The organism is Melaminivora sp. (assembly GCF_032059615.1).
Classification (GTDB): domain Bacteria; phylum Pseudomonadota; class Gammaproteobacteria; order Burkholderiales; family Burkholderiaceae_C; genus Melaminivora.
Genome location: NZ_DAMCAM010000059.1, coordinates 1 through 18,837, shown reverse-complemented (window position 1 = coordinate 18,837; position 18,837 = coordinate 1). Strand labels below are relative to the sequence as shown.

Sequence of the window (18,837 nt, the reverse complement as noted above, 5' to 3'; positions counted from 1 at the left end):
GGCGGCTGCACTGCCGTCGGGCTCGGCGCCGGTGGCGGGCGCGGCGGGCGTCGCGGTGGGCGAGGCCGCCCCCTGCTGCACGCCCGCGGTGGCCGCACCCTCGGGGGCAGGGGCGGGGGTGGGGGCGGGCGCGGCGGGCGCCGGGGCCCGGGCCGGGTTCTTGCCGTAGAGGGGGGCGTTGGGGTCCCAGTTGCGGTTGCGCTGGGCCTCGTCCTGCTCGCTGGCGCGCGGGCCGGGCTTGGTGAGAAAGGGCACGGGCACCTTGGTCACGTAGACCGCGACGGCCAGGGCCACGCCCAGGCCGATGATCACCCCGATGATGAGGCCGAGGACGATGCCGCCGCTCTGGCGCTGCTGCTGCTGTTTCATGACACGTTCTCGTGCTGTGGTGGGGGCCTACATCCGGGCGGGGGCATCGACGCCCAGCACCGCCAGACCGTTGCGCAGCACCTGCGCCGTGGCCGCCACCAGCGCCAGGCGGGCGAGCTTGATGCGCTCGTCGTCGACCAGGATGCGCTCGGCGTCGTAGTAGCTGTGGTAGCTGGCGGCCAGCTCGCGCAGGTAGAAGGTCACGTCGTGCGGTGCGTTGCCGGCCGCGGCGGCGGTGAGCATCTCCGGGTAGCGCGCCAGCAGCAGCATCAGCGCCTGGGCCTGGGGGCCCTGCAGGGCGGACAGGTCCACGTCCCGCAGCTGGCCCACGTCGTAGTCCTCGCGCCAGCCGCGCAGCACCGAGCAGATGCGCGCGTGCGCGTACTGCACGTAGTACACCGGGTTGTCGTTGTTCTGCGCCACGGCCAGGTCCACGTCGAAGGTGTACTCGGTGTCGGGCTTGCGCGACAGCAGGAAGAAGCGCACGGCGTCCTTGCTGGTCCACTCGATCAGATCGCGCAGCGTGACGTAGCTGCCCGCACGCTTGCTGATCTTGACCTCCTCGCCGCCCCTGACCACGCGCACCATGGTGTGCAGCACGTAGTCGGGGTAGCCCTGCGGGATGCCCGCCCCGGCCGCCTGCAGGCCGGCGCGCACCCGGGTGATGGTGCCGTGGTGGTCCGTGCCCTGGATGTTGATGGCGCGTCCGTATCCGCGTTCGAACTTCTGGATGTGGTAGGCGACGTCGGGCAGGAAGTAGGTATAGGTGCCGTCGGACTTGCGCATCACGCGGTCCTTGTCGTCGCCGAAGTCGGTCGTGCGCAGCCACAGCGCGCCGTCCTGCTCGTAGGTGTGGCCGCTGGCCACCAGGCGGCGCACGGTGTCCTCGACGTGGCCGCGCTCGTACAGGCTGGACTCCAGGTAGTACTCGTCGAACCGCAGGTTGAAGGCCTGCAGGTCCTTGTCCTGCTCGCCCCGCAGGTAGGCGACGGCGAACTGGCGCACGCCCTCATAGTCCTGCGCGTCGCCGCTGGCGGTGAACTCGCGGTCGTCGGCATGCACGGTGGCGCGGGCCAGGTAGGCGTCGGCGATGTCCTGGATGTATTCGCCGTTGTAGGCCGCCTCGGGCCAGCCGGCGTCGCCCGGCCTGACGCCCTGCGCGCGCAACTGCACGCTGCGGGTCAGCGTGTCGATCTGCACGCCCGCGTCGTTGTAGTAGAACTCACGGTGCACCTGCCAGCCTTGGGTGGCGTAGAGGTTGCTGAGCGCATCGCCGATGGCCGCCTGCCGGCCGTGGCCCACGTGCAGCGGGCCGGTGGGGTTGGCCGAGACGAACTCGACGATGACTTTTTCGCCGCGCGCGGGCTGCAGGCCGAAGCGGTCCGCCTGGGACAGCGCCTCGCGCACCACCTGCTGGCGCGCCTCGGACCGCAGGCGCAGGTTCAGAAAGCCCGGGCCGGCGATCTCGATGGCCTGCACCCAGCGCTGGAACGCGGGCGTGGCCTGCAGCGCCGCCTGCAGCTGCTCGCCCAGCTGGCGCGGGTTCTGCTTGAGGGGTTTGGCCAGCTGCATGGCCGCGGTGCAGGCCAGGTCGCCGTGTGCCGCGACCTTGGGGTTCTCGAAGGCGGCACGCGCGCCGGCGCCTGGCAGCAGCTTCTCCAGCTCGCCGGCCAGCGCGGCGAGCAATTCATGTTTGACACAGAGCATGGGCGCGGATTCTACGGGCCGCCCCGGTGTGCCGGCGCCCCGGTCAGGCGTTATGCTGGCTCGCCCGCGTGGCGTGCGAGAGACGGCCCCGGGCATCCAACCCACCCCTTCGCTGGAGCATTTTCATGACGCTCAAGACCTTCATCGCTTCCGCGGCCCTGGCCGCCCTGGCCCTGCCGGCGCTCGCCATCCCGGCCGCGGGCGACTCGACGGCCACCGCGCCTGCGCCCGCGTCGATCACCAAGGAGACCTGCCGCGCCCAGGCCAAGGAGAAGAACCTCAAGGGCGACGAGCGCAAGGCCTTCATCAAGGAATGCCAGGGCCCCGCCCAACCGTCCGGCCAGAAAACCCGCATGAAATCCTGCAACGCCGACGCCAAGACCAAAAATCTCAAGGGCGATGCGCGCAAGGCCTTCATGAAGGAGTGCCTGTCGAACAAGCCCGCCGCCTGAGCGCAGCCGGCTGCGCCCCCGCCCCGCACGCCGCCCGGCCTGCGGGGTTTTTCATGCCTGGCTCTCAGCGTGTGCCCACGCCGCGCGCCAGAAAGACCGCCAGCAGCGGCACCAGCACCATCAGGTGCGCGGCCCACATGACCAGGCGGCGCGTGCCCTTGAGCTGCGCCGCGTCGGGCAGCGCGCCGCCCGCGTCCAGCTGGCCGCGCCAGGCGCGGTAGCGCCGCGCCGCCAGCAGCGACAGCGCCAGTATCAGCACCAGCAGGGTGATCTTGGCGTGCAGGAGCGGCTGCGCCCAGTACCAGCCGCTGCCCTTGACGCCCCAGGCGATGCGCGCCAGGCCGCTGGCCAGCACCAGCACGCCCGACAGCAGGCTCAAAACATTGACCCGGACCAGCCGCCGCACCACGGCCGGGTTGACCCAGTCGGCGCGGCACAGGGCGGTCTCGCTGGTGAGGAAGGTGGCCAGCATCAGGAAGGTCATGATGTGGGCGTAGGCCAGCAGGGCTTCGGTGGTCATGGGTCTCTCATCCGGGAACAGGGTTTTGCAGGGGCAGGCAGCGGGTGTCAGGGACTGGGCCCGCGCACCCAGAAATCGCCCTGCGCGTAGTGTTGGCGCAGCCAGTCGATCCACAGCCGCACGCGCAGCGGCAGGTGCTTGGCGTGCGGGAAGACGGCGTAGATGCCGTTGGGCGGGGCGGCGAAGTCCTCCAGCACGGCCACCAGGCGGCCGGCGGCGATCTCGGCCTCGACCTCCCAGGTGCTGCGCCAGGCAATGCCCCAGCCGCCCAGGCACCAGTCGTGCAGCACCTGGCCGTCCGAGCAGTCCAGCGGCCCGCCGGGCTTGACGTGCATGACCTCGCTGCCCACTGCGTCCTCGCGCGGCACGCGAAAGGCCCAGCCGCGCGTTTGCGAGGCGTCGCTCGACAGCGTCAGGCAGTCGTGCTGCGTCAGCTCCGAGGGGTGGCGCGGCGTGCCGCGGCGGCGCAGGTACTCGGGCGTGGCCACGCACAGGCGGCGGTTGTCGGCCAGGCGCACGCTGACCAGGGACGAATCGGGCAGGTCGCCCACGCGCACCGCGCAATCGTAGCCCTCGCCGGCCAGATCCACCACGCGGTCCGACAGGTTCAGCGAAATGACGACGTCCGGGTGCAGGTCGCGAAAGCGCGGCACCAGCGGCGCGACGTGGCGCCGGCCAAAACCCGCGGGCGCGGTGATGCGCAGGTGCCCCGTGGCCTTGACGCCGCCGGCCGAGACGCTGGCCTCGGCGTTGGCCACGTCGGCCAGCAGGCGCTGGCAGTCCTCCAGGAAGGCACTGCCCTCGTGCGTGAGGGTGATGCGCCGCGTGGTACGCACCAGCAGCTTGACGCCCAGGTGCTCCTCCAGTGCATCGAGGCGCCGCCCCATGATGGCCGGCGCCACCCCTTCGGCGCGCGCCGCCGCCGTCAGGCTGCCGCGCGTGGCAATGGAGACGAAGGACTCGAAGGCTTTGAGTTTGTCCATGATCGACGAGAGAGGGACTGGTCGACAGGGGATGGAATGAAAAATCGGCGCAAACCCGCGCCCCGCGAGGACTTATAGCTATGTATTTTGCTATCCATTTGCCCGGCTGCGGAACGAGCACGGCACAGGAAGGCCGCGCAGTGTGGTTGATTTTTGCAAAAAAGTCATTAGTTTAGAGAGTTGCGTCTTATTTATTAACTTAATTAAAGGCAATACAGTCTTCGCAAGGCCCGTCGCGGCCGTTGCGCCCATCTGTTTTTCCACCATCGTTCGCAAGGGGTTTGATTCATGACGACTACGACGACTGCTGCACGCACCCAGGTCCACGGCCTGCAGGTGGCCACCGAATTGCACGACTTCATCAACCAGGAGGTGCTGCCCGGCACGGGCGTGTCGAACGAGGCCTTCTGGAAGGGTTTCGACGCGCTGGTGGCCGACCTGGCGCCCAAGAACGCCGCCCTGCTGGCCGAGCGCGACCGCCTGCAGAAGAAGCTGGACACCTGGCACCAGGCCAACCCCGGCCCGATCAAGGACATGGCCGCTTACCGCCAGTTCCTGACCCAGATCGGCTACCTGGTCGAGCCCCCGAAGGGCGCGCAAGCCACCACGGCCAACGTGGACGCGGAACTGGCAGAGCAGGCCGGCCCGCAGCTGGTCGTGCCCATCCTGAACGCCCGCTACGCGCTCAACGCCGCCAACGCGCGCTGGGGCTCGCTGTACGACGCGCTGTACGGCACGGACGTGATCGACGAGGCTGACGGCGCCGAGAAGGGCCGCGGCTACAACCCCAAGCGCGGCGAGAAGGTGATTGCTTTTGCCCGCGACTTTCTGGACCAGGCCGTGCCGCTGGCGCAGGGCTCGCACAAGGATGTGGCCGGGTACAAGGTCGAGGGTGGCAAGCTCGTGGTCAGCCTGAAGAACGGCGGTACGACCGGCCTGAAGGACGCCGCGCAGTTCGTCGGCTGGCAGGGTGATGCGGCCAATCCGTCGTCCATGCTGCTGGCCAACAACGGCCTGCACATCGACATCCGCATCGACCGTGACACCCCCATCGGCAAGACCGACGCCGCCGGCGTGTCCGACGTGGTGGTCGAGGCCGCGCTGTCCACCATCCTGGACCTGGAGGACTCCGTGGCCGCCGTGGACGCCGAGGACAAGACGCTGGGCTACCGCAACTGGCTGGGCATCCTGAAGGGCACGCTGACCGAGACGTTCCAGAAGGACGGCCAGCAGATGACCCGCGGCCTGAACCCCGATCGCGAATACACCGGCGCCGACGGCCAGCCAGTGAAGCTGCACGGCCGCTCGCTCATGTTCCTGCGCAACGTCGGCCACCTGATGACCAACCCGGCCATCCTGTGGGGTGCCGAGGGCCAGGAAATCCCCGAGGGCATCCTGGACGCCATGGTCACCACGGCGATCGCCATCCACGACCTGAAGGGCCACGGCGCCAATGGCCTGCGCAACTCGCGCACCGGCAGCGTCTACATCGTCAAGCCCAAGATGCACGGCCCGGCCGAAGTGGCCTTTGCCAATGAGCTTTTCGGCCGCGTCGAGCAGGTGCTGGGTCTGCCGGAGAACACCGTCAAGCTGGGCATCATGGACGAGGAGCGCCGCACCTCCGTCAACCTAAAGGCCTGCATTGCCGCGGCGCCCGCGCGCGTCGCCTTCATCAACACGGGCTTCCTGGACCGCACCGGCGACGAGATGCATTCGGCCATGCAGGCCGGCCCCATGGTGCGCAAGGGCGACATGAAGACCAGCGCCTGGATCCAGGCGTATGAGAAGAACAACGTGCTGGTGGGCCTGTCCATGGGCCTCGCGGGCCGCGCGCAGATCGGCAAGGGCATGTGGGCCATGCCGGACATGATGCGCGCCATGCTGGAGCAGAAGATCGCCCACCCGAAGGCCGGCGCCAACACCGCCTGGGTGCCCAGCCCCACGGGTGCCACGCTGCACGCGCTGCACTACCACCAGGTCAAGGTCAAGGACGTGCAGGCCGAGCTGCTGAAGGTGGACGCCGATGCCGAGCGCGACAACCTGCTCACGGGCCTGCTCACCGTGCCCGTGTCCAGCAACCCGAATTGGTCGGACGAGGAGAAGCAGCAGGAGCTGGACAACAACATCCAGGGCATCCTGGGCTACGTGGTGCGCTGGATCGACCAGGGCGTGGGCTGCTCCAAGGTGCCCGACATCAACGACATCGGCCTGATGGAAGACCGCGCCACGCTGCGCATCTCCAGCCAGCACGTGGCCAACTGGCTGCTGCACGGCATCGTCACCGAGCAGCAGGTGCGCGCAACGTTCGAGCGCATGGCCGCCAAGGTGGATGCGCAAAACGCCGGCGACCCGCTGTACCAAAAGATGGCCGGGCGCTTCAACGAATCGGCCGCTTATCTCGCCGCCTGCGAGCTGGTCTTCAAGGGCGTGGAGCAGCCCAGCGGCTATACCGAGCCGCTGCTGCACGCCTGGCGGCTGAAGGTCAAGTCGGGTGAGGCGCAGCGTTGAGGCGCTACTGAAAAAGTAGCATAAATCCCTTGATTGACAAGGGAAAAGGCTGCTTTTGGCACCAACGGCACCTGCGGGTGCCGTTTTTTGTGCCCTCTACACTCCGGGGCATGTCCGCCCTCCCTGCATCCACCGTCGACCCTGCTCGCTGCCCGCTGTGCGGCCAATCCAACACCTGCGCCATCCCCGCAGGCCAGGCGGCGCAGCGGTGCTGGTGCATGAGTGCCCCGGTGTCGTCCCTGGCCCTGGCGCGCGTGGCGCCTGAACTGCGGGGCCAGGCGTGCCTCTGCCCGCGCTGCGCACAGGAAGGCGCCGCCGCGCCAGCGGCCGATAAGATGGCCGCCGCCCCGGCCCCACCTTCGCTCAGCCCCTGATCCCTGCCCGACCATGTGCCAGCTCCTCGGCATGAACGCCAACACGCCCACGGACGTGACCTTCAGCTTCACGGGCTTTGCCCAGCGCGCCGGGCGCACGGCGGACCACACCGACGGCTGGGGGGTGGCCTTTTTTGAAGGCAGCGGGGTGCGCCACTTCGTGGACCACCAGCGCGCCATCGACTCGCCCGTGGCCGAGCTGATCCGCCGCTACCCCATCAAGAGCCGCAACGTCATCGCCCACATCCGCAAGGCCACGCAAGGAGCGGTGAGCCTGGAGAACTGCCACCCTTTCGTGCGCGAGCTGTGGGGCAGCTACTGGGTGTTCGCCCACAACGGCGACCTGAAGGACTTCCGGCCACGCCTGCACGCGCACTTCCGGCCCGTGGGCAGCACCGACAGCGAGCACGCTTTCTGCTGGATCATGCAGGAGCTGTGGAAGTCCCACGCCGGCGTGCCCTCGGTCGAGGAGCTGACGCTCACCCTGCGCGAGCTGGCCGCGCGCATTGCGCCATACGGCACTTTCAACTTCCTGCTGTCCAACGGCCGGGCCCTGTGGGCCCACGCCAGCACCCATCTGCACTCCATCGAGCGCCGCCACCCGTTTGCCGTGGCGCGGCTGGCCGACGAGGACCTGCAGGTGGATTTCTCCGCCGTGACCACGCCGCAGGACCGCGTGGCCGTCATCGCCACCGCACCGCTGACCAGCAACGAGCAGTGGACGGCCTTCGCGCCGGGCGAGCTGCGGGTCTTCGTGGACGGGTGCCGCGCCGCCTGACGGTCACGGCCCCGGCGCCGGGGTTCAGCCAGGGTTCAGCGCGTCGTGCCCTTGCGCTCGCTGCGCGTGTCGCGCTCGAGCTTTTCCGCCATCGACAGGTGCTCGCGCAGCGTAGGCAGCGTCTTTTGGGCGTAGGCGCGCACGTCCGGGTCCTTGGCCTCGCGCGAGCCCTTCTCGAACAGCTCGATGGTTTCGCGGTGCGCCTTGGGGCCCAGTTCCTCCACGTAGTTGCGGTCGAACTTGGCGCCGTCGTGCGTGCCCAGCAGCTTGAGCTTGCCCTTTTGCAGCAGCGAGGGGCCGTCGGGCAGCGAGTGGTTCTTGGCCGTGGCCAGGGTGTTCAGCTCCTGGGCCGCCTTGGTGTGGTCGTCGATCATGCGCTGGGCGAACTCCTTGACCTCCTGGTTCTGCGCTTTTTTAAGCGCCACGCGCGCGGCCTCGACCTCCATGTGGCCGTTCTGCGCCGCCTGGTTCATGAAGGCCGAGTCGGCATGGGCCGGCTTGCCATCGGTGGCGGCGGGTGCTGGGGTGCTGCCGGCGGTCGCAGGCGCCTGGCCGGCCGTGCCCGCAGGCGCGGTGCCGCCATGGGTGCCGCCCTGCGCCGCGCTGCCGGTGGCGCCGGTGGCACCACTGGTGTTGCCGCTGCGGTTCACCGGCCGGTCGCCCGAAGTGCCGCCCTGGCCTGCTGGTTGGGTGTCGGGCGAGGAGATGGACGCGGCAGGAGGCGCGATGATCGGCGGCGTGCCCTGGGCCCAGGACAGGCCGGTCAGCCCCAGTCCGGCAGCAGCGGCAAGGGCGAGAGGAGTGCAAAAGCGGAACTGGGTCATGGTGCGATACCTCCTGATTTTTTGAAAGTGGCGCGGGACGCAGCCGCGCAGCACCACACGATGTTCTGCAGGGCGACGGCTGCCCGGTGTAGGAAGGACTCGCTGGCGCACTCTGATACTGCTGCAGCATCCGGTAGCGAGAAGCCTCCGGTTGGCTGAAAAATCACGCTGCAAAGGGCTCCCCGCCGACGCCCTCCGCCCGCGCGCGTGCCGCATACTGCGCCCGCCGAGCTTCACTCACCACGGCCCTGAAAACACGACACACCATGAAAAAAACCATTGCCCTTCTTGCCACCGCTGCTGCCCTCTCGGGTTGCGGCTACAACGATTTCCAGCGCCTGGACGAGGAATCCAAGGCGGCCTGGGGCGAGGTGCTCAACCAGTACCAGCGCCGCGCCGACCTGGTGCCCAACATCGTCGCCACCGTCAAGGGCGAGGCGCAGTTCGAGCAGGACACGCTCACCCGCGTGATCGAGGCGCGCGCCAAAGCCACCTCCATCCAGGCCACGCCCGAGCTGATCGAGAACCCCGAGGCGTTCAACAAATTCCAGCAGGCCCAGGGCGAACTGTCGGGGGCGCTGTCGCGCCTGATGGTGGTCTCCGAGCGCTATCCGCAGCTGCAGGCCAATCAGGGCTTTCGCGACCTGCGGGTGACGCTGGAAGGCACGGAGAACCGCATCACGGTGGCGCGCAACCGCTATATCGAGACCGTGCAGAAGTACAACGTGCTGGCGCGCAGCTTCCCGACCAACCTCACGGCCAAAGTCTTCAGCTACGACCCCAAGCCCACCTTCACGGTGCAGAACGAGGCGCAGATCAGCACCCCGCCGGCGGTGGACTTCTCGCGTCCGGCACCCGCGGCCAAGCCTTGATTTTCAGTCAAAAATGCCTTTCGCCCTTGCCCTGCGCTGGTTGCTAGCTCTGTTTTTGCTAGCAACCGGCCTGCTGTGCCAGGCCCAGCCGCTGCGCGCCGTGCCGGTGCTGACGGCGCAGGTCATCGACGAGACCGCCACCCTGAGTCCGGCGCAGCGCCAGGCGCTGCAGGAGCAGCTGGCGGCCATCGAGCGCACGCACGGCTCGCAGGTGGTGGTGCTGATGGTGCCGACGACGGCGCCCGAGGACATCGCCGCCTTCGCCCACCGCGTGGCCGACGCCTGGAAGATCGGCAGGCGCGACGTGGGCGACGGTGTGCTGGTGGTGGTGGCCAAGGACGACCGGCGCATGCGCATCGAGGTGGCGCGCGCGCTGGAGGGCGCCATCCCCGACATCGCCGCCGCACGCATCATCGACGCCGCCATGGCGCCGCGCTTTCGCCAGGGCGACTACGCCGGTGGCCTGCAGGCGGCGGTCGAGCAGCTGGGCGCGCGCATCGCCGGCGAGGCACTGCCCCTGCCCCCGGGCGAGGGTGCGCGCCGCCCTGCCAGCGGGCAGGACGGCATGCAGTTCGAGGACCTGGCCATCTTCCTGTTCTTCGCCGTGATGGTGGGCGGGCCGCTGCTGCGCGCCATGCTGGGCCAGCGCCTGGGCGGCGTGGCCATGGGCGCGGGCGCCGGCGCCCTGGCCTTCTGGTTCACGACCAGCGTCCTGCTGGCCGCGGGCGCCGGCGTGGCCGCGCTGCTCTACACCTGGATCTTCGCCGGCCGGGGCCTGCCGGTGGTCTGGAATGGCGGCGGGCGCGGTGGCAGGGGTGGCTGGGGCGGCGGGGGCGGCTTCGGAGGCGGGGGCGGATTTGGCGGCGGCGGTGGTTTCGGCTCGGGGGGCGGGGGCAGCTTTGGCGGCGGCGGCGCCTCGGGCAGCTGGTAGAGAGAGCACTCGGCACGGACATTGGCCATGACACAACCCTCCTCTTCCGACCCGACCCGGGACGCCACACCGGCACGGCCCGGCCCGTTCACCCGCCTGGGCCGGCTGCTGCTCCATCGCTGGGCCGATGGCACGCTCACGCATGCCATACCGCCCGACCTGCTCGAGCGCCTGGGCGCGCGCGTGGCGGCCAGCGAGCGGCGCCACACCGGGCAGATCCGCATCTGCATCGAAGGCGGCCTGCCCCTGTCCTACCTGTGGCGCGGCGCCAGCGTGCGCGAGCGCGCCATCGCCCAGTTCGGCAAGCTGCGCGTGTGGGACACCGAGCACGACAACGGCGTGCTGATCTACCTGCTGCTGGCCGAGCGCGCCATCGAGATCGTCGCCGACCGCGCGCTGGCCCGCGCCGTGCCGCCCGAGGCCTGGCGCGCCATGGCGGCGCACATGGGCGAGGCGTTTCGCGCCGGGCGCTTCGAGGACGGGCTGACGCAGGCGCTGAGCGAGGTCTCGGCCCTGCTGGTGGCGCATTTTCCCGCGCCCGAGGGCGGGGACGCGGGCCCGGGCAACGAGCTGCCCGATGCGCCCGTGCTGGCGCGTGGCTGGGTGCTGCCCGGCAGGTGAGTTTTTGATAGCTAAAACTCGTTGACTGGCGCCGCCTTCCGCCCCCTCTCCCCAGTGGGGAGAGGGCGGGGGTGAGGGGCCGTGCAAGCGCCGCATCCCTCTCTGGCCCCCACCCTCACCCCCGCCCTCTCCCGCCTGCGGGAGAGGGAGACGGAGACGATGTGGGCACCGCCCACACCCTGCCGCCCCCCACCGCATACAGCCGCCGCCCCCGCGCCGCGCGCAGCGTGTGGCCGCCGGTGAAGTCGCCAAACGAGGGCAGCAGCACCTGCCCTGCCTCGTGACAGAACGCCGGCAGGCGCAGCGCATCGCGCCCTGGCCCGCGCAGCAGCACGGCCGGGTGCAGGTGCCCGGCCAGCACTACCTGGCCGGGCAGCGCCTGCGGGTGGTGGCAGCAGGCCAGCGGCACGCCGGGCTCGGGGGCAAAGGGCTCGTCCACCACCTGCAGCGCCAGCGCGCCGGGCGGGTCGCCCGCGTGGCGGTCGTGGTTGCCGCGCACCAGCACCACGGCCAGGCCCGCATGGGCGGCGCGCCAGGCCTGCAGGGCCGAGCGCACGGCCGCCGTCAGGGCCTCGGCGGCGTGCAGAAAATCGCCCAGCACCACCAGCCGCCCGGCGCCGGTGCGCGCCAGCACGGCCGAGAGGCGGGCCAGGTTGTCCTGCGTGGTGCCGGCGGGCACCGGCAGGCCGCGCGCGCGGAAGGTGGCGGCCTTGCCCAGGTGCAGGTCGGCGATGAACAGCGTGCCTGCCTGCGGCCACCACAGGGCGCGCTCGGGCAGCAGCTGCAGCTGCACGCCGGGCAGCACCTGCAGGACGGGATCGGCGTGGGCCTGGGGGTCGGCAGCGGCCATGGCACCCGCCCTAGAGCCGCGGCAGCGGCCGCGAGGGCCGGCGCTGGCGCGGCGCGCGCGCGGGTGGGGCCGCATCGCCCGGCATGCCGAAGCCCAGGGCCTGGGCGATGGCGTCCGCCGCGGCGGCCTCGCCCGCGTTGCCGCCGGCCTCGCCCGAAGCCGACGCCGGCGGGAGCAGCGCCCGCCTGCGCCGCGCCGGCTCGGCCGGCACCACGTCCTGCGGGCGCACCGGCGGCGGCTGGCCGCGCACGTCGGCCGCGCCTTCGAGCGCGCCCAGCATGCGCGCGATGCGGTCGGCCAGGGCCTCGTTGCTGAGTTTTTCGCGAAAGCGCTCGACCATCAGCGCGAACGCCAGGGGGCCGGGCCGTTCGAGCGCCTGCACGCTCAGACGCTGCTCCCGCAGGTGCGCCAGCGCCTCCTGCAGCGCGGGCACGTCCAGCTCCTGGCGCAGCACCTCGTCCTCGGCCTGGCGCAGGAGCAGGTTGCCGCTGTCGTACTTGCGAAAGACCTCGAAGAACAGCTGCGCCGAGGCCTGCAGCTGGCGCGCGCTGCGCTGCTCGCCCGGGTGGCTCTGGAAGACCAGCCCGGCCACGCGCGCGATCTCGCGAAAGCGCCGGCGCGCCATCTCGGTGGCGTTCAGGCTGGCCAGCAGCTCGGGCAGCACCCCGTCCTGCGCCGCCGCGCCGCCGTCCAGGCCCAGCAGGCCCGGCAGCAGCGCCGCCCAGTCGCGCGCGTCGGCACTGACCAGTTCCAGGCCATAGTCGTTGACAGCGATGGAGAAGGTGCCGGGCTGGCGCTGCGCCGCGCGCCAGGCCAGCAGGCTGGCCAGGCCCAGATGCACCTGGCGGCCGGCCAGCGGGTAGAGAAACAGGTGCCAGCCGTCGCGCGTGCGCAGGGTCTCGGCCAGCAGCGTGTCGGGCGTGGGCAGCTGCGACCAGCGCTGCTGCAGCTGCAGCAGCGGGCGCACGGCGCGCAGCTCGGCGCTGGCGTAGCGGCCCTGCGCCGCGCGCGCGAGCTCGCGCAGCAGGAAGCGCGCCAGCAGCGCCGACAGCGGCAGACGCGTGCCGCCCCAGCGCGGCACGGTGGCGCGCGTGCGCGGCGCGCGGCGCACATAGGCCGTCATCTGCTCGATGCGCACGAGTTCGAGCACCTGGCCGGCAAAGACGAAGGCGTCGCCCGGCGACAGGCGCGCGAGGAAGCTCTCCTCCAGGCGCCCCAGGCGGGCGCCGTGCAGCACCTGCACGACCATGCTGGCGTCGCCCACGATGGTGCCGATGTTGGCCCGGTGGCGCCGCGCCAGGCGCGCCTCGGGCACGCGCCAGATGCCGTCCGCGCCTGCCACCACGCGCCGGTAGTCGGGGTAGGCCGCCAGCGCCTGCCCGCCGCCCGAGACGAAGTCCAGGCACCACTGCCAGTGCGCGCGCGACAGGGCGCGGTAGGCGTGCGTGCGCCGCACCTCGGCGTACAGCGCCTCGGGCTCGAAGCCGCCGCCCAGCGCCACGGTGACCAGGTGCTGCACCAGCACGTCGATGGGCTGCTCGGGCGAGACGCGCGACTCCACGCAGCCGGCGCGCACGGCGGCGCGCGCGGCCGCCACCTCGATGATCTCCAGGCTCTGCGTGGGCACGACGGTGACGCGCGAGGGCCGCCCCGGCGCGTGGCCCGAGCGCCCGGCGCGCTGCAGCAGGCGCGCCACGCCGCGCGGCGAGCCGATCTGCAGCACGCGCTCGACCGGCGCGAAGTCCACCCCCAGGTCCAGGCTGGAGGTGGCGACCACGGCGCGCAGGCTGCCGTTTTTCAGGCCCGCCTCGACCCACTCGCGCACGCCGCGGTCGAGCGAGCCGTGGTGCAGGGCCAGGCTGCCGGCCCAGTCGGGGCGGGCGTCCAGCAGCGCCTGGTACCAGCGCTCGGCCTGCGAGCGCGCGTTGACAAAGATCAGCGTGGTGCCCGCCGCCGCCAGCTCCGCCACCACCGCGGGCAGCATGGACAGGCCCAGGTGGCCAGCCCACGGAAAGCGCCCCGCGGCGCCTGGCAGCAGCGTGTCCACCACCAGCTGCTTGTCGATGCGGCCCCGCACCAGCAGGCCGGGCCGGGGCGCGCTAGCGCCCGGGTGGCTCAGCGGCGCCAGCAGCGTCTGCATGGCCTCGGGCAGGTTGCCCAGGGTGGCCGACATGCCCCAGACCATGAGCCGCGGGCACCAGGTGCCCAGCCGCGCCAGCGCCAGCTGCAGCTGCACGCCGCGCTTCGTTGCCAGCAGCTCGTGCCACTCGTCGGCCACCACCAGGCGCACCTGCGCCAGCTGCTCGCGGGCGTCGGCGCGCGCCAGCAGCAGCGACAGGCTCTCGGGCGTGGTCACCAGCGCCGTGGGCAGGCGCCGGGCCTGGGCGCTGCGCTCGGCGCTGCTGCTGTCGCCCGTGCGCGCACCCAGCGTCCAGCGCGCCAGCACCGGGTGCGCGGGCGCCAGCTCGGCCAGCGGCGTGGCCAGCGCCTTGAGCGTGTCGGCGGCCAGGGCGCGCATGGGGGTGATCCACAGGACAGTGAGGGGCGGGGCCGGTGGAAGCTTCTTTTTCGTAGCATCAATCCGTTGCCCATCAAGGGTTTCAGGCTGTTTTGACCCATGGTCATGCGCCAGCGCCTGCAATGCGCCGAGCCAGACGGCGTAGGTCTTGCCGGCTCCGGTGATGGCGTGCAGCAGCCCGCTGCGCCCGGCGGCCATGGCGCGCCAGACCTGGCGCTGAAAGGCAAACGGCTGCCAGCCGCGCGCGGCAAACCAGCCGGTGACGTCGGGGGGCGGGGGGCGGGGGTGGCGCTCAGCCATGCCGGCCCCGTGCACGCTGCGGCGCAGCGGCAGTGGCTCCCTCTCCCCCGCGGGGGAGAGGGAGCGGAAGAGCGCGCCAGCTCATGCCGTGCCCTCCTCCGACAGCAACGCCGCCAGCGTCTGCAGCGTATCCGCCTCCTGCACCGGCTTGTCATGCCGCCAGCGCAGCATGCGCGGAAAGCGCACGGCGATGCCGCTCTTGTGCCGGCTGCTCCTTGCGATGCCCTCGAAGCCCAGCTCGAAGACCATCGTCGGCCGCACGCTGCGCACCGGGCCGAAGGTCTCCACGGTGGTCTTGCGGATCAGCGCATCGACCCGCGCGATCTCGGCGTCCGTCAGGCCCGAATAGGCCTTGGCAAAGGGCACCAGGGCGCGCCCCTCCTCGCCCTCAGGGCGGTCCCAGACGGCGAAGGTGTAGTCGGTGTAGAGGCTGGCGCGCCGGCCGTGGCCGCGCTGGGCGTAGATCAGCACGGCATCGACCGACAGCGGGTCGATCTTCCACTTCCACCATACGCCCACGTCCTTGGTGCGGCCCACGCCGTAGTGCGCGGCGCGGGCCTTGAGCATCATGCCCTCCACGCCCAGGGCGCGGGCCTGCTCGCGCTGCGCGGCCAGGTCCTGCCAAGACTCGCCCTTCAGGAGCGGGCTGAGCCGCAGGGCCGGCTGGGCGGTGGCGTGCACCAGCGCCTGCAGACGCGCGCGGCGCTCGTACTGGGGTCGCGAGCGCAGGTCCTCGCCGTCCTCTTCCAGCAGGTCGTAGGCCATCAGCACCACGGGCTGCTCGCGCAGGATCCTGGGCGTGAGCGTCTTGCGGCCGATGCGCTTTTGCAGCTCGGCAAAGGGGCGGGCGCAGCCCTCGCCCGAATCCTCGTCCCGCCAGACCAGGATTTCGCCGTCGAGCACGGTGCCGTCGGGCAGATGCTCGCCCAGCGCCTGCAGCTCGGGAAAGCGCTCGCTGACCAGCTCCTCACCACGCGACCAGACCCAGGTGGCGCCGGCGCGGCGCACCAGCTGGGCGCGGATGCCGTCCCACTTCCACTCGACCAGCCAGTCGGCGGGCGGGCCGAGCAGTTCGTCCATCTGCTCCCCCTGCGGCTGCAGCGGGTGCGCGAGGAAGAACGGATAGGGGTGGCCACTGGCCTCCTGCGGCGCGGCGGCGCTGCCCGGCGCGCCTTCGGGCTGCACCAGGCGCTCATAGTCGGCAGCGCCCGGGCGCGCGCCGATGTGGGTGTAGCCCATCAGGCGCTGAGCGATGGTTTTCGCATCGACCCCGCTGACTGCCGCCAGCGCCTGCGTGACCTGCAGCCTGGACACGCCGACACGAAACGCCCCGGTGATGAGCTTGAAATAGACCAGCCGCTCCTCTGCCGCGAGCAGCTGCCACTGGGCCGTGAGGCGCTGCGCAAGCTCCAGCGGCGGCAGGCCGCGCAGGGGCAGGAGGTGCTGCTCCAGCCAGCCGGCCAGGCTCAGGTCGTGGCCGCCACAGGGGTCGGGCAGCAGCAGCGCGATGGTCTCGGCCAGGTCGCCCACGGCCTGGTGGCACTCGTCGAACAGCCACTCGGGCAGGCCGGCGGCGGCGCGCGCCTGTTCGCGCAGCAGCCGCATGGGTACCAGCTGGCGCGGCTTGCCGCCGGCCAGGAAATACACCGCCCAGGCGGCGTCCTGCGCTGGCGCGGCCTGCAGGTACTGGCGCAGCGCCGCCTGCTTGGCCAGCAGCGAGGTGCTGGCGTCGAGCTGCTGGTACAGCGCGGCAAACTGCTTCATGGCGCGGCCTCGCTGCCAGCCTCTGGAGACGCCTCGGTTTGCGATGCCGCGGTCTCCGCCTCCTCCTCATGGCCGTACTCGGTGGAGAACGCCTGTGCGTCCAGGCCGCGCTCCTCGCGCAGCCAGCGCACCAGCGTGGCCACGCTGCCGTGGGTGACGAAGATCCGTTCGGCACCGGTGGCGGCAATCGCCTGCTGCAGGCCCGGCCAGTCGGCGTGGTCGGACATGACGAAGCCCCGGTCCACCCCACGCCGGCGGCGCGCGCCGCGCAGCTGCATCCAGCCGCTGGCAAAGGCGTCCGAGTGCCGGGCAAAGCGACGCATCCAGGGCGTGCCCTGGGCCGAAGGCGGCGCCAGCACCAGGGCGCGGCGCAGGGCGGCGGCGTCCAACGCGGCATCGCCCACGCGGAAGGTGGGCGCCAGCGCCACGCCGGCGGCGCGATACACGGCGTTGAGCGGCTCCACGGCGCCGTGCACGACGATGGGGCCAATGCCCGCGTCCACCCCGTGCAGGACGCGCTGCGCCTTGCCGAAGGCATAGCACAGCAGCACCGAGGGCCGCCCCTCGTCGGCGTTGGCCTGCCACCAGGCGTTGATGTCGGCCAGCAGGTCGGTCTGCGCCGGCCAGCGGTAGATCGGCAGGCCGAAGGTCGATTCGGTGATGAAGACGTCGCAGCGCACCGGCTCGAAGGACGTGCAGGTGCCGTCGCCTTGGAGCTTGTAGTCGCCCGAGGCGACCCAGACCTGGCCGCCGTGCTCCAGGCGCACCTGCGCCGAGCCCAGTACATGCCCGGCCGGGTGCAGCGACAGGCGCACGCCGTGGTGCTGCACGGCCTCGCCGTACTCCAGCGTCTGCAGCTGGATGCCCGCGCCCAGCCGCGCGCGCAGGATGCCGGCGCTCAGCGCATGCGCCAGATAGTGCGCGTGGCCGCCGCGCGCATGGTCGGCGTGGGCGTGGGTGATGACGGCGCGCTCGACCGGCCGCCAGGGGTCGATGTAGAAGTCCCCCGGCGGGCAATACAGGCCTTCGGGGCGGGCGACGATCAGGTCTGGCGGCGCGTTCATGCCTGCCCCTGAAACTGCAGGCTTTCAAGCAAAAAGCCGGTCAAACCCTTGCCTGACAAGGGCATGCAGCTAGCAAAATTGTAGTTTCCGGCAATCCCACGCGCGGGCTGACGAGGAACAAGCGAGGCCATGGCCCATGTTAGGGCCGGGGCCGAGCGCAGGGCGCCGGCACACACGCGCATCGGCCTGTCGGCCAAGAGCCTGTGCCGCCGTTGGCAGGCAACAAAAAACCGCCCGGAGGCGGTTTTCTGGAGCAGGCGATGCGCTCGGCGCGCTCGCTGCAGGTGGCGCGCTTCAGCGCTTCTCGCGGAACTTGCGCAGCGCGGCCAGCTGGGCGGCCATGATGGCCAGCTCCGATTGGGCGCGGGCCAGGTCGAGTTCGCTCTTGGCGTTCTTCAGCGCTTCCTCGGCGGCGTGCTTGGCCTCCTGGGCCTTCTGGTCGTCCAGGTCGCGACCGCGGATGGCCGTGTCCGACAGCACCGTGACGCGGTCGGGCTGCACTTCCAGGATGCCGCCGGCGACGAAGACGAATTCCTCGTTGCCGTCAGGCAGCTCGATGCGCACCGAACCCGGCTTGATGCGGGTGATCAGCGGCGTGTGGCGCGGATAGATGCCCAGTTCGCCGGCTTCGCCGGGCAGCGCGACGAAGCGCGCCTCGCCCGAGAAGATGGACTCCTCGGCACTGACCACATCAACGTGGAGGGTGTTCATCTGGGGCCTCGTTCTGACAAAGGGTTGAAAGCTGGAGCGTTGCTGCTGCGGGGCAGCGGGCCGGGGCCGTCAGGGCGCCCTGCCCGCGCGCCCTGGCATCAGGACGCCAGCTTCTTGGCCTTCTCGAAGGCCTCGTCGATGGTGCCGACCATGTAGAACGCCTGCTCGGGCAGGTGGTCGCACTCGCCGGCCACGATCATCTTGAAGCCGCGAATGGTCTCGGCCAGGGTGACGTACTTGCCGGGCGAGCCGGTGAACACCTCGGCCACGTGGAACGGTTGCGACAGGAAACGCTGGATCTTGCGGGCGCGGGCCACGGTCAGCTTGTCCTCGGGGGCCAGCTCGTCCATGCCCAGGATGGCGATGATGTCGCGCAGTTCCTTGTAGCGCTGCAGCGTGCCCTGCACGTCGCGAGCCACCTTGTAGTGCTCCTCGCCCACGACCTGCGGGTCGAGCTGGCGGCTGGTGGAGTCCAGCGGGTCCACGGCGGGGTAGATGCCCAGGGCGGCAATGTCACGCGACAGCACCACGGTGGAGTCCAGGTGGGCAAACGTCGTGGCGGGCGAGGGGTCGGTCAAGTCGTCCGCGGGCACGTACACGGCCTGGATCGAGGTGATCGAGCCGACCTTGGTCGAGGTGATGCGCTCCTGCAGGCGGCCCATTTCCTCGGCCAGCGTCGGCTGGTAGCCCA

General features: G+C 71.1%; 16 protein-coding genes and 2 pseudogenes. 7 read left to right on the top strand and 11 right to left on the bottom strand.

The annotated features are described in order from the left end of the window. Both RT051_RS12155 and argS read right to left on the bottom strand, forming a co-directional pair. Positions 1–369, bottom strand: a pseudogene (locus RT051_RS12155) (sporulation protein); the annotation flags it as partial. Positions 370–396: 27 nt separating this feature from the next. After that, positions 397–2,076, bottom strand: coding sequence for an arginine--tRNA ligase (argS, locus tag RT051_RS12150; protein WP_313077110.1), 1,680 nt, complete (start codon positions 2,074–2,076; stop codon positions 397–399). A gap of 125 nt (positions 2,077–2,201) precedes the next feature. On the opposite strand from argS, the gene RT051_RS12145 reads away from it, so the two are divergent. After that, a complete protein-coding gene (locus RT051_RS12145; protein ID WP_313077106.1) occupies positions 2,202–2,528 on the top strand; it encodes a PsiF family protein in 327 nt (108 codons plus the stop codon). A gap of 64 nt (positions 2,529–2,592) precedes the next feature. On the opposite strand, the gene RT051_RS12140 is transcribed toward RT051_RS12145, so the two are convergent. Continuing rightward, entirely contained in the window at positions 2,593–3,048 is a 456-nt protein-coding gene (locus tag RT051_RS12140) for a DUF2214 family protein (protein ID WP_313077103.1), read from the bottom strand. A 47-nt stretch (positions 3,049–3,095) separates the two neighbouring features. After that, the gene (locus tag RT051_RS12135) at positions 3,096–4,031 is read right to left on the bottom strand and encodes a LysR family transcriptional regulator (RefSeq protein WP_313077100.1); all 936 of its coding nucleotides are present in this window, start codon (positions 4,029–4,031) and stop codon (positions 3,096–3,098) included. 288 nt (positions 4,032–4,319) lie between these two features. Between RT051_RS12135 and RT051_RS12130 the strand changes: the two genes are divergently transcribed. The 3 genes from RT051_RS12130 to RT051_RS12120 all read left to right on the top strand — a co-directional run bounded on the left by RT051_RS12130 (position 4,320) and on the right by RT051_RS12120 (position 7,691). Next, positions 4,320–6,539 carry a malate synthase G gene (locus RT051_RS12130; RefSeq protein ID WP_313077097.1) on the top strand — a complete coding sequence of 740 codons (2,220 nt, stop codon included), beginning with the start codon at positions 4,320–4,322 and terminating at the stop codon, positions 6,537–6,539. Positions 6,540–6,649: 110 nt separating this feature from the next. After that, positions 6,650–6,913, top strand: a complete 264-nt coding sequence (locus RT051_RS12125) for a cysteine-rich CWC family protein (protein WP_313077094.1) — start codon at positions 6,650–6,652, stop codon at positions 6,911–6,913. Positions 6,914–6,926: 13 nt separating this feature from the next. After that, positions 6,927–7,691, top strand: a complete 765-nt coding sequence (locus RT051_RS12120) for a class II glutamine amidotransferase (RefSeq protein WP_313077092.1) — start codon at positions 6,927–6,929, stop codon at positions 7,689–7,691. A 35-nt stretch (positions 7,692–7,726) separates the two neighbouring features. On the opposite strand, the gene RT051_RS12115 is transcribed toward RT051_RS12120, so the two are convergent. Further along, positions 7,727–8,515, bottom strand: a complete 789-nt coding sequence (locus RT051_RS12115; protein WP_313077089.1) for a DUF4142 domain-containing protein — start codon at positions 8,513–8,515, stop codon at positions 7,727–7,729. A gap of 266 nt (positions 8,516–8,781) precedes the next feature. On the opposite strand from RT051_RS12115, the gene RT051_RS12110 reads away from it, so the two are divergent. The 3 genes from RT051_RS12110 to RT051_RS12100 are packed head-to-tail and all read left to right on the top strand — an operon-like array spanning position 8,782 to position 10,939. Then, positions 8,782–9,387: a LemA family protein gene (locus RT051_RS12110; protein ID WP_313077086.1), complete on the top strand. Its 606-nt coding sequence runs from the start codon at positions 8,782–8,784 to the stop codon at positions 9,385–9,387. 13 nt (positions 9,388–9,400) lie between these two features. Next, positions 9,401–10,318: a TPM domain-containing protein gene (locus RT051_RS12105; protein ID WP_313077084.1), complete on the top strand. Its 918-nt coding sequence runs from the start codon at positions 9,401–9,403 to the stop codon at positions 10,316–10,318. A 27-nt stretch (positions 10,319–10,345) separates the two neighbouring features. After that, positions 10,346–10,939 (top strand): TPM domain-containing protein, encoded by a 594-nt coding sequence (locus RT051_RS12100; RefSeq protein WP_313077082.1) that lies wholly within the window; start codon positions 10,346–10,348, stop codon positions 10,937–10,939. A gap of 115 nt (positions 10,940–11,054) precedes the next feature. Here the strand turns inward: RT051_RS12100 and pdeM are convergent, their stop codons facing one another. From pdeM to RT051_RS12070, 6 genes and pseudogenes are all read right to left on the bottom strand, one after another. Then, entirely contained in the window at positions 11,055–11,789 is a 735-nt protein-coding gene (gene pdeM / locus RT051_RS12095; RefSeq protein ID WP_313077078.1) for a ligase-associated DNA damage response endonuclease PdeM, read from the bottom strand. Between the two features lie 10 nt (positions 11,790–11,799). Continuing rightward, a complete protein-coding gene (locus RT051_RS12090; RefSeq protein ID WP_313077075.1) occupies positions 11,800–14,607 on the bottom strand; it encodes a ligase-associated DNA damage response DEXH box helicase in 2,808 nt (935 codons plus the stop codon). A gap of 81 nt (positions 14,608–14,688) precedes the next feature. Beyond that, positions 14,689–16,371 (bottom strand): ATP-dependent DNA ligase, encoded by a 1,683-nt coding sequence (locus RT051_RS12085; protein ID WP_313077072.1) that lies wholly within the window; start codon positions 16,369–16,371, stop codon positions 14,689–14,691. Then, positions 16,368–17,435, bottom strand: a complete 1,068-nt coding sequence (locus RT051_RS12080; protein WP_313077070.1) for a ligase-associated DNA damage response exonuclease — start codon at positions 17,433–17,435, stop codon at positions 16,368–16,370. Before RT051_RS12080 ends, RT051_RS12085 begins: the two co-directional genes overlap by 4 nt. Before the next feature lie 294 nt (positions 17,436–17,729). Further along, positions 17,730–18,146 (bottom strand): F0F1 ATP synthase subunit epsilon, encoded by a 417-nt coding sequence (locus RT051_RS12075; protein ID WP_313077067.1) that lies wholly within the window; start codon positions 18,144–18,146, stop codon positions 17,730–17,732. Between the two features lie 98 nt (positions 18,147–18,244). Beyond that, positions 18,245–18,837 (bottom strand): annotated as a pseudogene (locus RT051_RS12070) (F0F1 ATP synthase subunit beta); the annotation flags it as partial.

Coding starts and splice junctions, on each gene's coding strand:
- argS (WP_313077110.1), bottom strand. CDS start 2,076: ATGCTCTGTGTCAAACATGAATTGCTCGCCGCGCTGGCCGGCGAGCTG.
- RT051_RS12145 (WP_313077106.1), top strand. CDS start 2,202: ATGACGCTCAAGACCTTCATCGCTTCCGCGGCCCTGGCCGCCCTGGCC.
- RT051_RS12140 (WP_313077103.1), bottom strand. CDS start 3,048: ATGACCACCGAAGCCCTGCTGGCCTACGCCCACATCATGACCTTCCTG.
- RT051_RS12135 (WP_313077100.1), bottom strand. CDS start 4,031: ATGGACAAACTCAAAGCCTTCGAGTCCTTCGTCTCCATTGCCACGCGC.
- RT051_RS12130 (WP_313077097.1), top strand. CDS start 4,320: ATGACGACTACGACGACTGCTGCACGCACCCAGGTCCACGGCCTGCAG.
- RT051_RS12125 (WP_313077094.1), top strand. CDS start 6,650: ATGTCCGCCCTCCCTGCATCCACCGTCGACCCTGCTCGCTGCCCGCTG.
- RT051_RS12120 (WP_313077092.1), top strand. CDS start 6,927: ATGTGCCAGCTCCTCGGCATGAACGCCAACACGCCCACGGACGTGACC.
- RT051_RS12115 (WP_313077089.1), bottom strand. CDS start 8,515: ATGACCCAGTTCCGCTTTTGCACTCCTCTCGCCCTTGCCGCTGCTGCC.
- RT051_RS12110 (WP_313077086.1), top strand. CDS start 8,782: ATGAAAAAAACCATTGCCCTTCTTGCCACCGCTGCTGCCCTCTCGGGT.
- RT051_RS12105 (WP_313077084.1), top strand. CDS start 9,401: ATGCCTTTCGCCCTTGCCCTGCGCTGGTTGCTAGCTCTGTTTTTGCTA.
- RT051_RS12100 (WP_313077082.1), top strand. CDS start 10,346: ATGACACAACCCTCCTCTTCCGACCCGACCCGGGACGCCACACCGGCA.
- pdeM (WP_313077078.1), bottom strand. CDS start 11,789: ATGGCCGCTGCCGACCCCCAGGCCCACGCCGATCCCGTCCTGCAGGTG.
- RT051_RS12090 (WP_313077075.1), bottom strand. CDS start 14,607: ATGGCTGAGCGCCACCCCCGCCCCCCGCCCCCCGACGTCACCGGCTGG.
- RT051_RS12085 (WP_313077072.1), bottom strand. CDS start 16,371: ATGAAGCAGTTTGCCGCGCTGTACCAGCAGCTCGACGCCAGCACCTCG.
- RT051_RS12080 (WP_313077070.1), bottom strand. CDS start 17,435: ATGAACGCGCCGCCAGACCTGATCGTCGCCCGCCCCGAAGGCCTGTAT.
- RT051_RS12075 (WP_313077067.1), bottom strand. CDS start 18,146: ATGAACACCCTCCACGTTGATGTGGTCAGTGCCGAGGAGTCCATCTTC.